This is a genomic window from Acinetobacter sp. YH12201 (assembly GCF_013418145.1).
Lineage (GTDB): Bacteria > Pseudomonadota > Gammaproteobacteria > Pseudomonadales > Moraxellaceae > Acinetobacter.
The window spans coordinates 1-15,153 of record NZ_VPCP01000026.1; the positions used below are offsets into that span (position 1 = coordinate 1).

The 15,153-nt window shown below is 41.5% G+C and carries 11 protein-coding genes; 3 read left to right on the plus strand and 8 right to left on the minus strand.

Annotation, left to right across the window (positions count from 1 at the left end):
* Positions 1-139: 139 nt before the first annotated feature.
* The 6 genes from clpA to rpiA all read right to left on the minus strand — a co-directional run bounded on the left by clpA (position 140) and on the right by rpiA (position 6,906).
* Positions 140-2,416: an ATP-dependent Clp protease ATP-binding subunit ClpA gene (gene clpA, locus FTU91_RS07105; protein WP_180043419.1), complete on the minus strand. Its 2,277-nt coding sequence runs from the start codon at positions 2,414-2,416 to the stop codon at positions 140-142.
* Between the two features lie 9 nt (positions 2,417-2,425).
* Positions 2,426-2,839 (minus strand): ATP-dependent Clp protease adapter ClpS, encoded by a 414-nt coding sequence (gene clpS, locus FTU91_RS07110; RefSeq protein ID WP_180043417.1) that lies wholly within the window; start codon positions 2,837-2,839, stop codon positions 2,426-2,428.
* Between the two features lie 18 nt (positions 2,840-2,857).
* Positions 2,858-3,613 (minus strand): DUF6776 family protein, encoded by a 756-nt coding sequence (locus FTU91_RS07115; RefSeq protein ID WP_086196331.1) that lies wholly within the window; start codon positions 3,611-3,613, stop codon positions 2,858-2,860.
* Between the two features lie 78 nt (positions 3,614-3,691).
* On the minus strand, positions 3,692-4,747 hold the full coding sequence (gene argC, locus FTU91_RS07120) for an N-acetyl-gamma-glutamyl-phosphate reductase (protein ID WP_180081603.1): 1,056 nt from the start codon (positions 4,745-4,747) through the stop codon (positions 3,692-3,694).
* A 702-nt stretch (positions 4,748-5,449) separates the two neighbouring features.
* Positions 5,450-6,130, minus strand: coding sequence for a M48 family metallopeptidase (locus tag FTU91_RS07125; RefSeq protein WP_180043414.1), 681 nt, complete (start codon positions 6,128-6,130; stop codon positions 5,450-5,452).
* A gap of 104 nt (positions 6,131-6,234) precedes the next feature.
* Positions 6,235-6,906 carry a ribose-5-phosphate isomerase RpiA gene (gene rpiA, locus FTU91_RS07130; RefSeq protein ID WP_166168347.1) on the minus strand — a complete coding sequence of 224 codons (672 nt, stop codon included), beginning with the start codon at positions 6,904-6,906 and terminating at the stop codon, positions 6,235-6,237.
* Between the two features lie 107 nt (positions 6,907-7,013).
* Here rpiA and ilvA point away from each other — a divergent pair, with 107 nt between their 5' ends.
* The 3 genes from ilvA to FTU91_RS07145 all read left to right on the plus strand — a co-directional run bounded on the left by ilvA (position 7,014) and on the right by FTU91_RS07145 (position 10,823).
* Positions 7,014-8,552 carry a threonine ammonia-lyase, biosynthetic gene (ilvA, locus tag FTU91_RS07135; protein WP_180081605.1) on the plus strand — a complete coding sequence of 513 codons (1,539 nt, stop codon included), beginning with the start codon at positions 7,014-7,016 and terminating at the stop codon, positions 8,550-8,552.
* Positions 8,553-8,828: 276 nt separating this feature from the next.
* Complete coding sequence (locus FTU91_RS07140; protein WP_180081607.1) at positions 8,829-9,479, plus strand: TrkA family potassium uptake protein; 651 nt, start codon at positions 8,829-8,831, stop codon at positions 9,477-9,479.
* 3 nt (positions 9,480-9,482) lie between these two features.
* Entirely contained in the window at positions 9,483-10,823 is a 1,341-nt protein-coding gene (locus FTU91_RS07145) for a TrkH family potassium uptake protein (protein WP_180043410.1), read from the plus strand.
* Between the two features lie 59 nt (positions 10,824-10,882).
* Here FTU91_RS07145 and FTU91_RS07150 read toward each other — a convergent pair whose 3' ends face one another.
* Both FTU91_RS07150 and FTU91_RS07155 read right to left on the minus strand, forming a co-directional pair.
* Positions 10,883-12,037: a phospholipase A gene (locus FTU91_RS07150; RefSeq protein WP_180043319.1), complete on the minus strand. Its 1,155-nt coding sequence runs from the start codon at positions 12,035-12,037 to the stop codon at positions 10,883-10,885.
* A 24-nt stretch (positions 12,038-12,061) separates the two neighbouring features.
* Positions 12,062-15,001 carry an insulinase family protein gene (locus tag FTU91_RS07155; protein ID WP_180043321.1) on the minus strand — a complete coding sequence of 980 codons (2,940 nt, stop codon included), beginning with the start codon at positions 14,999-15,001 and terminating at the stop codon, positions 12,062-12,064.
* Positions 15,002-15,153: the final 152 nt, after the last annotated feature.

Below are 15,153 nucleotides of genomic sequence, written 5' to 3' on the forward strand. Positions count from 1 at the left end.
TGTTCCACTTTAGATATTTGTTTAAGATGAGATGTAACTCATTGAAATGTGTCATCATATTCGTCGTCAGAAAACAAGTATTATGCCATTATTTCAATGAGTTATCTTTTTTTGTCGTGTACAAAGGAGTTATTTTTAATTACGCAGGTTCCGCAGTCTGATCTTCAAACACTTCCAGTTTAAGACCGACTGCTTTGCCATTCTCTTTCTTCACTGAAACTGCAACATTGCCGCCATGTTCTGCCAATTCACCAAAGAGAATCATCTCGGCAAGCGGTTTTTTCAGGTGTTCCTGAATCAGACGCTGCATTGGACGAGCACCCATCAAACGGTCATAGCCATTTTCGGCCATCCATTCACGTGCACTTTGATCCACTTCAAGAATGACTTTTTTATCATCCAACTGCGCCTGAAGTTCAGTCAGGAATTTATCCACGACATTTTCAATAATTGTGGTTGGCAATGCCTTGAATTGAATCACTCCATCCAGACGGTTACGGAATTCTGGAGAGAATGCGCGTTTCATTGCTTCCTGATTGTCATTACTATTATCTTGTTCTCTAAAACCAATGCTGGCACGTGAAATACTTTCTGCACCAATATTGGTGGTAAGAACCAGAATCACATTACGGAAATCTGACTTGCGACCATTATTATCTGTTAACGAGCCATGATCCATAATCTGCAATAATAAATTAAACACATCAGGATGCGCTTTTTCAATTTCATCCAACAGCAATACGCAATGTGGATTTTTATGAATGGCATCGGTCAGCAAACCGCCCTGATCAAACCCCACATAACCCGGAGGTGCACCAATTAAACGTGAAACTGCATGACGTTCCATGTATTCCGACATATCGAAACGGACCAGTTCCACACCCAGTAATTTTGCCAACTGTTTGGTGACTTCGGTTTTACCTACCCCGGTTGGGCCTGCAAACACAAAGCTACCCACAGGTTTCTCCGGTGATTTCAAGCCAGCACGCGACAATTTAATTGCAGAACCAAGTGCTTCAATGGCTTCATCCTGACCAAAGACCACACGTTTAAGATCACGCTCCAGATTTGAAAGCACCGTTTTATCATCTTTCGATACTGTTTTCGGCGGAATACGGGCAATCTTAGAGATGATATCTTCAATGTTTTCAACTGTAATCAACGTATCATCTTGCTCAGCTTTCAAACGGCGTTGAGCCCCTGCCTCATCAATCACATCAATTGCTTTGTCTGGCAAGAAACGGTCATTAATAAACTTGGCTGATAGCTCTACCGCTGAAACCAGCGCTTTATCATCATATTTGACATGATGAAAATCTTCAAACTTCGATTTCAAGCCACGTAAAATATCAATGGTTTCCGAAATTGAAGGTTCATTGACATCAATTTTCTGAAAACGACGTGACAAGGCATGATCTTTTTCAAAGACTTGGCGATACTCTTGGAACGTGGTTGAACCAATACAACGTAACGAACCATTCGATAAAGCCGGTTTAATTAAGTTTGATGCATCCATGGTGCTGCCCATGCTTGAACCAGCCCCAATAATCATGTGAATTTCATCAATAAATAACACGGCTTCTGGTTTCTTTTTCAACGCATTCAAGAGTTGTTTCAAGCGTTTTTCAAAGTCACCACGGTACTTGGTTCCTGCAACCAGAGCTCCAATATCCAGACTATATATTTCTGCATGGGCTAATGGCTTCGGTGCTTTACCATTAACAATCAGCCAAGCCAGTCCTTCTGCAATCGAGGTTTTACCAACCCCCGGATCACCAACCAGCAAAGGATTGTTTTTACGGCGACGACATAAAATCTGTGCTGCACGTTCAATTTCTTTTTCACGCCCGATCAAAGGATCGGTTTTACCTTTTTGCGCTTCTGCATTCAAGTTAGTGGTATATAGATCGAGTGGGCCTGCATTTGAAGAACTCGATGTTTCTCCATCCAGCTCTTCCACTTCCTCTTCAGCCTGTACGTCTTCTTTACGTGTACCATGCGATAAATATTGAGTTAATGTTAAACGATTAATTTGATGACGTTTAAGCAAGTAAACCGCAAAAGAATCACGTTCAGAATACATCGCAACAAGAATGTCTGCACCTTCAACAGTTCGATCTCCACCACTTGATTGCACATGGAAAATCGCACGTTGCAGAATACGATCAAAGCTTTCCGTCGGATGTGGTGCCTGATCACTATGTTCGCTTAATTTAGGGGTGTGTTGCTCAACATATTCTTCCAGTTCCTTGCGAAGAACGATAATGTCCGCACCACATGCTTTTAACGCATTTACTGCAGAGTCATTATCAAGTAAAGCCAACAATAAATGTTCAACCGTGAGAAACTCATGTCTCTTTTGACGAGCCATGCTTACAGCCAAACGTAATGATACTTCTAATTGACGACTGAGCATGTAATCCCCTTAATCTTTTGGCTCAATCTGACAAAGTAATGGATGACCTTGAGACCGAGCATAATTATTGACTTGGTTCGCTTTCGTTTCCGCAATGTCTCGTGGATAAACGCCTGCAACACCTTTCCCTTCATAATGTACAGTTAGCATTACTTGGGTCGCTTGGTCAAGATTCAAAGCAAAGTATTGTTGTAAAATTTCAATTACAAAATCCATAGGGGTGTAATCGTCATTCATCAAAACAACAGCATATAAGGGGGGACGCTTTAATTCAGGGGGAGCCGTTTGTACTGCAACATCCCCTTCAGCGTCATCCTGCGAGTCATTACTTAAGCGTGGACTAATATGCCAGTCGACATATCCCGATTGATGAAAAGAATTTTTGATGGTGTTTAAACAATAATGACGCTTATTCATTCGCATAGGATTTTTAATTCACATTTATTGTGCATTTGCTTCTGCTTGAGGAATTTCAGAAATAAATGCCGATTGACTCTCTATAGGTTTACCACGTCCCCAACTAAAGCGCTTAATTAACGGTGTACTTGTTGCTCCGGTTAAACGAACCTCAATGAATTGTGGTGTAAAGCCGTTAGGCATGGTCCAGCGTCCGGTTAAACGTTCATAATCTTCAAAGTTAAAGTTTTTGTCTTCCATAGGAACCACCAAAACTTCAGTACCCTGAATTAAACGCAACTCCACAGTTCCTGAAACACCCCGTCTATTCGGACTGATTTGAACCAGATCAAGTTGATATTCATAGGCATTTTCTGGTAAGGGTTTAATGCCGATATTTTGTATGGTCAGGCTTAAACCACCACGCTGACGCAACACTTCACGGTAAATTGCACTCAAACCTTCAGCCTGACTTTTATCTTCACGTGCCTGATTCAAAGCAGTAAACAAATCATTTGAATTACTGACCGCAACATCACGCTCCTGTACTGCCAGATTCAAATTTTTATTCAGCATTTCCAGGCTGGCTTTTTGCTTTTGCACTACTTCGACCAGCTGTTCGGCATCCGCCTCATAGCCAACCACAGTCAAACCTTGCCGATGCCCAACTGAATAGCCCAGCAAACCACTTCCCAGAACAAGAATGGCCGCACCAATTGCCAGCGGTAAATTACCCTTTAGAAAAGGTTTTTTACTGAGGAAATTCAGTTGTGACGGAGTATTTGAGTCAGAATTCGGCATCGTCATCTCTTATTTTGATTCATTCAAAACACACATTTAAATCCAAATCCAAATGTGTGTGAAGTCGAAAAACGTTTTTTATGGTAATAAGCCAATACCTGCAAGACCTGCATTCTCAGCAAAGCCAAACATCAGGTTCATATTTTGTACCGCCTGTCCTGCCGCACCTTTCACCAAATTGTCTTGTACAGAGAGCACAACCAGTTTTTTAGGCTGTGGTTTATACAAGGCAATTCGAAGCTGGTTGGCACCGCGTACCGAACGTGTTTCAGGTGAGCTGTTAGGTGGCATTACATCTACAAACTGTTCATTGGCATAGAATTGTTCATACAAGCTTTGCAAATCGGTAGCATCACCTGCATCAGTTAAGTCCACATACATGGTACTCAGCATACCGCGGATCATAGGAACTAAATGCGGTACAAATAAAATGTGATTAAATACATCTTTAAGACCGGAAATATTTTCCAATGCTTCCACAATTTCAGGATGATGACGATGACCTGCAACGCCATAAGCCTTAAAGTTATCGGCATTTTCAGAATAAATCATACCTAGGCTGGCTTTACGCCCTGCACCAGATACGCCGGATTTTGCATCAATAATAATACTTTCCGGTTTCACCAATGCTTCAGTTTGTTTAAATAATGGTGCCAAGCCTAACTGAACTGTAGTTGGATAACACCCAGGGTTACCCACTACATTGGCTTGTTTAATTTTGTCACGATTCAGTTCGGACAAACCGTAAACTGAATCTTTTAAAATATCTGGGCAGGCATGTTCAAGACCATACCATTTTTCAAATTGTTCCAAGTCTTGCAAACGGAAATCCGCCGCCAAGTCGATGACTTTAGTATTTGCTGCAACAAGTTCTGCTGCATGTTTCATTGCTACACCATGAGGGGTTGCAAAGAAAACCACATCGCATTTTTTCAGTTCATCAATGTTTAAATCTGAATATTCAAGATCGGTATGACCGCGCAAGCTTGGGAACATGTCATCGACACGGCGACCTTTTTCGGTACGTGATGTCAGTACATTAACCTGTACATTTGGGTGTCGTAGTAAAAGACGCAACAATTCAACGCCTGTATAACCTGTACCACCGACAATACCAACAGTAATCACGATCACTACCTCAAATCTAAAGTGTCCATTTCGTAACTGCGTAGTATGACAGGAAGTTTTGGTTTTCTAAACCATTTCTCAAAGGATTGATGTTTTTTTATAAATTTTGGATTAGCTCCTCAGTCCTGTTTCCAGTTTGTGAACTTAGCTCTTTCCAGCTTCGGCAACACAGGTAGACAGCAAATAAAAATCCCGGAAAAGCAAAGAATACAATCACATCTCTAATAGTAGATAGCCCAGTCACCCCAAGTATTACTCCTGTAGTCGCTAGAATTTTGAAACTGGTTCTTCCATACTCCAAAACAGTGCAATAACAAATAAAACGATCCAATAAAATGGGGTAGAGAATGCTCAGCATAAAAATTAAATAATAGAGGAATAATGCTGGAGTACACATACAAAATCAGCAAACTTAGCGCAAATTTATTCCAATTTAGTTTAAGCAAAATTCTAATTTTTATAGTTTATTTTAACTGAATTTACAGATATGAAATATTTAATTCGCTTAGGCTATTTTCCGAGTAAGAATGATAAAAAATATTTAACTTCAATTTTATCTAAATGTTGAAATGAATTCTCAAAGACTCTTCTCTATTCCGCTATTCACAGCTCACAGCAGTTTAGAAATTCAAAATCATCTATTTAAAACAGTCTTAAAAATATGACCCGAGTAATGTTTAAGTGATGCTGTATATCAACCCAATTAGTTTAATTGCACCACCAATACAGCATTGGATTAGTTTTTAAAATTTTGCGATGCTGCTGATAATTGGCATCATGCTTTGCAACTTTCGCCCAAAATCTTGGACTATGATCAAAATGCTGGGTATGCGCCAACTCATGCACACAAACATAACGTACGATATTTTTAGGAAACAATACCAGAGCACTATTCAACATAATGTCATGTTTCGATGTACAACTTCCCCATCGTGTTTTAGGCTGCCGAATCGCACATTTGCCAAAACTCAAATTACTTTCTTGGCTCACACCCCCCAAATAAAGCGGAAGATGCTGCTTTGCATAGGCGATTACAAACGCTTTTAAATATTGTTCAGGCTGACGATCACTGATCAAAAGTTTTAAATTTTCATCATCAAAAATAAAACCATGCTTTTGGCTTTGATAAATGATCTGTAAAGGCTGATCTAAATTAAACAGCTGTAATTCATTCGGTAAAGTTTTGTCTATTTGAACAATTTTTTCTTGCTGTTTCTGCCAAGTTTGAATGAGCCATTGCTCAGACTGATCTATAAAATTTTGAATTTGTCGTTTGCTGCAAAGTACCGGCGCAGTTAAACGGATCTGAGTCGGTTCAACACGTAAGCGTAAATTCTTCGCTCGCGAATGACGGACAATCTGGATTTCAGGTAGGTCGTTTAGGGTCATTTTGTTCTTTTAAAATCTCCCCAAACCCCCTCTTTTACAAAGAGGGGCTTTAAAGTTTCCCTTTAAGAAATGGAGATTTAGAGGGATTTTTCTAGAAAGTTTAATTAAACCGCAGTACGCTCTTCAATACCGTTGTCTGTTGCAACTACAGCAATATCCGCTTTATTCAAAGCAAAAATACCATTACACACCACACCCGGAATGTTGTTAATGGTTTTTTCAAGTTCCAACGCATTTAAGATATTCAAATTATGCACATCTAAAATCACATTGCCGTTATCTGTCACTACACCTTCACGATAAACCGGATCGCCACCCAAGCTTACAATTTTACGTGCTACCGCAGAACGCGCCATTGGAATAACTTCTACAGGCAGCGGGAAATCACGACCCAATTGCTCTACCCATTTCGAATCATCCACGATACAGACAAATTTCTTTGCAATCGATGCCACGATTTTTTCACGAGTCAATGCAGCACCGCCGCCTTTGATCATATGCATATGACGGTCAATTTCGTCCGCGCCATCGACATAAGCATCCAAGCCGCCTACAGAGTTCATATCGACCACTTCAATACCTAATTTTTTAAGGCGCTGTGCTGTTGCTTCAGAGCTGGCAACCGCAGCTTCCAGTTGCAATTCTGGCAATAATTCAATGAGGAAGTTCACAGTACTTCCTGTACCTACACCCAAAATCCCGCCTTTAGGCAAGTGCTTTAAAGCAGCTTTTGCGGCAGCTTGTTTCTTTTCATCTTGGGTAGCATACAGACTCATAACTTGGCTCAACTATTTTTTGACATTTGTTGCTGATTTAACAGCCCAAATGTACGGGGGTTTGTTACAATAAAGACCTATTTTAAACTGTTAGATGGAAAATTAACATGCTGTCTCGTTTGGTTCGACAAATATTACAAGCAACGGTGTATGACGTTGCAATCGAAACTCCACTCGAAGCAGCGCCACGAATTAGTGAAAAGCTAAACAACAACATTCGCTTTAAACGCGAAGATTTACAACCTGTCTTTTCCTTTAAACTACGCGGTGCCTATAACCGTATTAGTCAATTACCGAAATCTCAGTTGGAACGTGGCGTTATTACGGCTTCAGCAGGTAACCATGCACAAGGTGTGGCCCTATCTGGTAAAAAACTGGGAATTCGCGCCATTATTGTCATGCCGAAAACCACGCCTGACATTAAAGTTCAGGCAGTAAAACGTTTGGGTGGAGAGGTAGTCTTGCATGGCGATTCTTTCGATGTTGCCAACAAATATGCCATTCAACGTGCTACCGAAGATGGTATGACCTTTATTCCGCCTTATGATGATGAACTGGTGATGGCCGGTCAAGGTACTATTGCCAATGAAATTTTACGTCAATGGCGTGATGTGGAATATGTATTTGTTGCTGTTGGCGGTGGCGGTTTAATTGCCGGTGTTGCCGCTTACCTTGGCGATGTTGCACCGCATGTCAAAGTCATTCCGGTGGAATATGATGAATCTGCATGTTTAAAAGCGGCTTTTGAAGCCAATGAACGTGTAATTCTACCCTCTGTAGGCTTATTTGCTGACGGTACTGCGGTTGCACAAATTGGTGAAAAACCGTTTGATGTGATTCGCCTGCAAAAATCAGACAACTCGGGTCCAATTGTTGAACCGGATGTTGTACTGGTGAACACAGACGAGATCTGTGCAGCAATTAAAGATACCTATGACGAATGTCGCAGCATTGTAGAACCTTCCGGTGCCATGGCACTTGCCGGGATCAAGAAATATGTGGCAGAACATGGTCTGGAAAATAAAAATATGGTGTCGATTGTTTGTGGTGCCAACATGAACTTCGACCGTCTGCGCTATATTGCCGAACGTACAGAGCTCGGTGAACGGAAAGAAGCCATTTTTGCCGTGACCATTCCAGAAGAAAAAGGTTCATTCCTGAATTTCTGCCGTGCCCTGCAAGGCCGTAATATTACGGAATTCAACTACCGTGCCAGCTCTTCTAGTGCTGCTCAAGTATTTGTCGGCATTAGCTTGAAAGGTGGCGAAAAAGAACGTCACGACATTTATGACACCTTGACGACGCAATATGATGTTGATGATTTGTCTGATGATGAAGTTGCAAAACTGCATATTCGTTATTTGGTCGGTGGTCACGCAGACATTGAAAATGAACGTCTGTTCCGTGTCGAGTTCCCGGAACGTCCAGGTGCATTACTGACTTTCCTGGAACGTTTAGGACCTACCCACAACATTACCCTGTTCCACTACCGCAACCACGGCGCGGCGGAAGGTCGTGTACTGGTTGGCTTAGAAGCAAGCGACGCGAAACAAAATCCAGATGGTTTAATTGAAACATTGGAAAATATCACTTATCCATATGCTGAAATTACCAACAATTTGGGTTATCAACGATTCTTGAAATAATTTTTTAGCATGACTTGAAATAGCCTGTATGAATACAGGCTATTTTTTTGCATTTAACTCTCGTTATTAAAAAAATAGTTAGACAAATCACATCAATCAAAAGCTGCACATGGGCTGTTTTATAATCTTGAGCTAATCATTCCCTGTTTAGAATTCAGTTGAATGACGTTATTCAATACTTAAGCTAAAGTTTAACACGCAAACTCTAAAATTTAGTGGCATCATAGTCGTTGAAATATGATGTAAAAATTGAAAACGAATTAGGATTAAAAACACATGGCACAGTTTGCAGTGATTGGTTTGGGTAGTTTTGGTGCAACAGTCGCAACCAAATTAGCCATGTTAAACCATGATGTGATTGGTATAGACAGCAATAAAAAATATGTAGAAACCTTTTCTGATCAGCTGACTCATGCAGTCATTGCCGATGCCACAGATGAACATGTACTCAAAGAACTGAATATTCAAAACTGTGAAGCCGTGGTGGTGGCTATTGGCGAAGATATAGAAGCCAGCATCTTATGTGTTTTGCATCTAAAAAATATGGGGATTAAAAAAATTTGGGCTAAGGCCAAATCACAAGCCCATCACATGATTTTGACCCATCTTGGCGTGAATAAAATCATTCATCCTGAAGAAGATATGGGTAACCGGGTTGCCCAGTCATTAAGCTACCCGATGGTCAGTCGTTATATGGGTTTAGAAGACAATCATTTCATCGTTAAAATTGAAATTAAAAAGAGTCAGCAGGGCGAACGTTTTCATCAGCTTATGAGTCATGTTCCTGAAATTAAAACGATTCTGCACAAACGCGGCAAAGAGGTTTCATATAACATTGATCCTAATTTAATTATGCAAGAAGGTGATATCTTAGTCGTGGAAGGCGAAATTGAACCATTAAGAAAACTGTCTGTCCGGTTTAAATAAAATATGAATCAAGCGCAAAACAAAAATCCCAATACGGTCAATCTAAGCCCACCCAGTTTACTGGCACTGGGTTTCTTGAGCTTTATCGTTGTCGGAACTTTATTGCTCAAACTCCCGATTTCACATCATGGTGAATTAAGCTGGCTCAATGCCCTGTTTACTTCAACGTCTGCCGTGACCATTACCGGGCTGTCTGTAGTCAATGTCGGAGACGCCTATACCACCTTTGGCAAGGTCGTCATTATGCTGTTATTGCAAAGCGGCGGCCTGGGTTTTATGACCTTTGCCATACTGGCTGCACTGAGCCTTTCTTCCAATATCAGGCTCAAACAGCAAATGATGGCGCAGGAAACCATTGGTCAAACCAGCCTGGCTAAAGTGTCATTCACCATTAAAGGGGTGCTGTTATATTCCCTGTTTTTTGAAGCGATTGGCACATTGATTTTAACTATTGCCTGGATGCCAGAATACGATTTTTCCCGCGCCTTTTTTTACGCGGCTTTTTATAGTGTTTCGGCTTTTAATAACGGCGGTTTTTCCCTATTTCCCAATAGTTTGATGAGTTTTGCAGACCATTACTTTATTACTTTTACCATTAGTATGCTCTATATTATTGGTGGAATTGGCTTTGTCGTGCTGATGGATATCCAGCGCACTCGTCGCTGGAAAAAATTAAGTGCCAATAGCAAATTAATACTCTCTACCATTGCAGGTTTAAACCTGTTTGCCTTTATCGTAATTTGGGCACTGGAAGCCAACAATCCCCTAACCCTGGCGAATATGAGCCTGGGTGATCAAGCCCTAAATGCCTGGTTCCATGCCACAGTTCCGCGCTCATCCGGTTTTAACAGCCTGGAGATGGCAAACATGACCGATGCTTCCACCTTAGTCACCATGATCCTGATGTTTATTGGTGGCGGTTCACTCAGTACGGCTGGCGGTATCAAGGTGGGTACTTTTATTATTGTGGTCTTAAGTGTGATCACTTTTTTACGACGCTCGGAAGAATTAACCGTATTCAATCACTCAGTTTCTAAAACCACCTCATTTAAAGCCTTAGCCGTGGTTTCCATTACCGCCATACTGATATTTTTAGGATTATTTACGCTTCTTATTCTGGAGCCCAGCAAAAACTTCCTGGATTTACTCTTCGAAGCAGTTTCTGCCACCTGTACGGTAGGATTATCACGTGGCATTACCAGTGAATTACAGCCTGCAAGTCTGTTTGCATTAATCTTACTGATGTTTGCGGGTCGTTTGGGGCCACTGACTCTGGCCTACCTGATTGCCACTCCGAAAAAAAGCCGTTTAAAACATCCACCGGCAGATATTCAAATTGGTTAAACCCGATTCAATAAAAAACCACTCATACAGAGTGGTTTTTTATCATTCATGGATAAATTTTAATACCAATTCATTAAGGATACACCTAAACCGACATAAGTGGCCCGATGGTTATAATCAATCAGGCTTTCACCATAGCCATCAAACAATTGAAAATGACCACGCAATTTACCGCTAATCGGGAATGCCCAATCAAACTGCATAGCCCCATGCGCATCATCGCCACCTTTTAGCGAGTGACGCAGCATCAGGGAAAATTCATGATCATTCTTGCGGTAGAATGCAGTTAAATCACCACGACCAATATAGTTTTTAATATCCGGGTTGTTATCATCTTTTGCATCTTCTTCAATGCGATACCAAGGACGTAGCATCAATGCAAAGTTGTCGCGTTCTAAACCGACATTAAAAATAATACGGTTCCAACTACGCGATAAAGGATCGGCACGGCCATTGGACTGATGGTTAAAGGTCACGCCTAGTAAACGTGCATTTAAGCCCAAAATTTCATAATTGGTCCGAAATACCAGACTGGCTTCAGGTTCATAGTTGGTTTCACGAAAAGGACGCGAGGCATCTGCATTATAAACCTGCCAGTGTGATGACTGGGTATAACCCAGCCAGATATCTCCATTATCACCAAACAGGTTTTCAACTGCTTTGGTTTTTAAAGACAACTGGAATTTCGCTTCCATCGATTTCAGGTTTTGCTCATCACCCACCTGTACCGTGTTATTTTCATTCGGACTGAAAGGACGTTCGTTTTTATCCGAAGTCCAGAATCCTGGAAGCAGATAAACCGGTTGGTGCGCACGAATATTCCAGGTTCCAAGTTTACTTTCAGAAGACAGCTCCCAACGCTTGTCCAGCAAAGACGTATTGGGATCAATTTTTGGCCCCTCAACTGCAAAGACATTACTCATCCCATGACTGATTTTTTCTTTGATCGTTTCTGGCTCAGTCGGTGCAGGTGCAATTTGATTGGCTGCCTGACGTTCAGACACCAGTGCCGTTTTTTCTGTTTCAGGCACCTTGAACAAAGTGTCATAACAGGCCAGACGATCCGCATTGGACTCTAATGCCACGCATGCTTCCGGACTTGCGGGTGTAATGAGAGATTCTGGTTTTTGTGCATGAATACTCGCCGCATACAAAGAACTGAGCATGATCATGCTCAGTTGCAATGTAGTGCGTTCAAGCGTTTTGAACGCCATAGGGTTTTACCTCAAATGATATCTTTAGTTCACTTGCTTAATATCAAAACCAAGTTCAAGCAGCGCTTCACGCTTAGCTACGGGTGCAACCACAGCCTTCACCGGTTTTTGCTGAACCAAATATTGTTCTGCAACCCGTTTTAAATCATCAAGAGTTACAGCAAGTAAACGTGCACGTAATTGCTTGCGCACTGCAGGTGTACGTGCATGCAATAATGCATAGCAGGCAGTAATGGCTTCCCCGGCAGGAGAACCCGGTTTATCCATGCTTGCAATTAAGCCCAAGATTGCTTCTTCAAGTTGATGCGGTTTGTGTTCACTATTCAGCAACCAGTTAATACTGGCATCAAAATCTTTAAAAGTTTCTGCCAAACGTGGATCACGATAGCTATAAAAACGGAACGAACAGGCATTACCATCGTAGCTTGCTCCACCGCCGTACGCCCCGCCTTTTTCACGAATCGCACTGTGCAAGAAGCCATTACGCAAATAAGCAGCCAATACCATGAGAGGTGCAGCATCTGGATGAGAAACCTCTACTGCAGCATAAGCAGCAGCACAGAATTGAACATTGGCTTGAATCAGCCAGGCTTCGTCATGATTGCTATTTTCTGTGATGATTTGAGTTAATTCTACCGGAGTTTTATCAACAGCTAACTTGTCCCAAACGTCTTGCACTTCTTCAATCAAACGATCGGACTGATGTTCTTCACACACCAACAAGAATTGTTTTGGTGCCTGTAAAAGTAAACGATGAATGGCTTTTAATTCTGCAATTAATGCATCATAAGCAGCTTCATCGCTTTCAATTTTACTTACCAAATCACCTAACCAGTTCAGCGCACCCAGACCGGTATTTTGATAGTCACGTTGTGCTAAAGCACTGTGGTTACGTCCGGCAATTTGCATGGCATAACTATGACCCGAACCGGAAATACGTGAATTCCAACGGGTTTTACGCTGTTGCAATAATTCAATAATACGGTCTTTTTCATCAAAACGTAGTTGTTCAAATGCCAGTTTCAACAGGCGGATAGCTTCAAAATTATTCACCAGCGATTTGGTAGTCAACGTAAGCCATGCGCTAATCTTGTTTTTATCATCATATTTTGAACGTAGAGATGCCCCCATCCCCACGCCACCACTCACTGCAGTTTGCAGTTGTTGCAGTTCCAGATAGTCGTATTCACCCGCACCGACTTCACCCAGCAAAATTGAAAGTAAATTGAAATATGGCGACTGAACCACCTGATCTGGAATTTTTACCAACACCTGTTGATAGTAAATGCCATTGGTTCCGGCATGATACAGATTCAAAGGCGTGTCTAAATTATTGCTGATAATTTCACGCAATTGACCTTGTACGATGTGCAAGTCCGCAGGAACGTCTTCCAGACCGACTTTCGGTAATAGGTTCAAATCATCCGGCGTATCCTGACGGACTTTTAATGCTTCGGTTTGCTTGAGAATTTCTGCTTTTTGCTCATCCGTCAGTTGGGCACCAATTTCAGCCAGACGCGCTTTTTCCGCTTCAGCTTCTCTTGCCGACTTGGTTGCATCCGGCAGCAAAGTCATCTGTACACGATGCGGATTATCCAGCAGATATTCTTTAATCAGGTTGGACAACCACATTGGGTCTTTAAGTTCTTTTTTGACCTGTTCAATCGCCGTGTCTACATCCCAGACCTGAATCGGATCGCTGTGATGAATGACGCTGCTTAAACCGTTTAAAATCAGGCTTAAACCGTAAGGCATGCCATCGCCATTGATTTCACGCTGATGTAATTCGATTTGATGCAAAATCGCATCCACCATTTCGGCATCAACCGGTTTCGAAGCAACTTCTTCAAGAACCTTAAACACACCGTCTTTAAATTCCTGGGCATGTTCAGGATTTGAACCCTGTACGCCACAAAAGAAGGTCATTTCAAAGTTGGAATCATCCACACCCATAATTGGACCGGTAGACTGGGCATAACCACAGGTTTCCAGATAATGACGTAATGGCGAAGCTGAATCTTCCAGCAAAATACCTTCAACCAGACGCATCCCCAAGCGTAATTTAATATCACTGGCTTGCGGCAACAGCCATGAAATCACGTGATAGGTTTTATCCTTCAGGTCTTCTGCATCTACAGCATAACTTTCTGTGACTTCAAGCGGTGCAGTTAAACGGGTTTCGGGTGTTGAATGTAAGGTTTGACCTTTTTCAAATTTAGACAAGGCTAAAGTTTCAAATTGTTCCTGCAAGTAATAAGCCGATTCATTGCCAAAAGTCATAAATACCGCATTACTTGGATGGTAATGTGACTTATAGAAATCAACCAACTCAGGGTAAGTTAAATCCGGAATATTTTTAGGATCGCCACCGGAATTGTAATGATAGGTAGTATGCGGGAATAAATGATGCGCCAATTGATGATAAAGCTGATCTGAAGGAGAACTCATTGCCCCTTTCATTTCATTAAAGACCACGCCTTTATAAACCGGTTCGCCATTTTCCAGCTCAATGCGAATACCTTCCTGAGCAAAATCAAGTTCGTTTAAATTGGCAGCAAAAGCAGCATCCAGATACACTTCCAGCAGGTTCTGGAAGTCTTTTTTATTTTGCGTGGCAAAAGGATAGGCGGTCCAGTCTGCTGAAGTAAACGCATTCATAAAGGTATTGAGCGAACGACGAATCATCAGAAAGAATGGGTCACGGACCGGAAATTTTTCCGAACCACAAAGCGCAGTATGTTCTAAAATATGCGCCTCACCTTTTGAATCCATGGGCTGGGTACGAAACGCAACAAGAAAGACATTTTCATCCAGATCACTGGCCAGATGATAATGTATAGCACCAGTGGCTTTATGCTTATATTCAGACACCCGAATATCTAGGGCTTCAACATGGTGTTGACGTATCAACTGAAACGCAGGATGAACAGTTTGAGAAATGGTTTCAGTGACATCTACAGTCATGTGATCTCCAACATTTAAATATTTATAAGATGGTTTTGATTATACCTGAATATTGCACTATTTGGATTTGTACAGTTACCAAATTCCAAGCATTTTGGTCCATTTTAAATCACGGAATATTTCAATCAGATTTCGGAATTTTTTAATGTAAC

What these genes read in the sequence shown, in the direction of transcription:
- FTU91_RS07125 (WP_180043414.1), bottom strand. Translation starts at nt 6,130, where the DNA reads ATGACCCTAAACGACCTACCTGAAATCCAGATTGTCCGTCATTCGCGA.
- ilvA (WP_180081605.1), top strand. Translation starts at nt 7,014, where the DNA reads ATGCTGTCTCGTTTGGTTCGACAAATATTACAAGCAACGGTGTATGAC.
- FTU91_RS07145 (WP_180043410.1), top strand. Translation starts at nt 9,483, where the DNA reads ATGAATCAAGCGCAAAACAAAAATCCCAATACGGTCAATCTAAGCCCA.
- FTU91_RS07115 (WP_086196331.1), bottom strand. Translation starts at nt 3,613, where the DNA reads ATGCCGAATTCTGACTCAAATACTCCGTCACAACTGAATTTCCTCAGT.
- clpA (WP_180043419.1), bottom strand. Translation starts at nt 2,416, where the DNA reads ATGCTCAGTCGTCAATTAGAAGTATCATTACGTTTGGCTGTAAGCATG.
- FTU91_RS07150 (WP_180043319.1), bottom strand. Translation starts at nt 12,037, where the DNA reads ATGGCGTTCAAAACGCTTGAACGCACTACATTGCAACTGAGCATGATC.
- FTU91_RS07140 (WP_180081607.1), top strand. Translation starts at nt 8,829, where the DNA reads ATGGCACAGTTTGCAGTGATTGGTTTGGGTAGTTTTGGTGCAACAGTC.
- rpiA (WP_166168347.1), bottom strand. Translation starts at nt 6,906, where the DNA reads ATGAGTCTGTATGCTACCCAAGATGAAAAGAAACAAGCTGCCGCAAAA.
- FTU91_RS07155 (WP_180043321.1), bottom strand. Translation starts at nt 15,001, where the DNA reads ATGACTGTAGATGTCACTGAAACCATTTCTCAAACTGTTCATCCTGCG.
- clpS (WP_180043417.1), bottom strand. Translation starts at nt 2,839, where the DNA reads ATGCGAATGAATAAGCGTCATTATTGTTTAAACACCATCAAAAATTCT.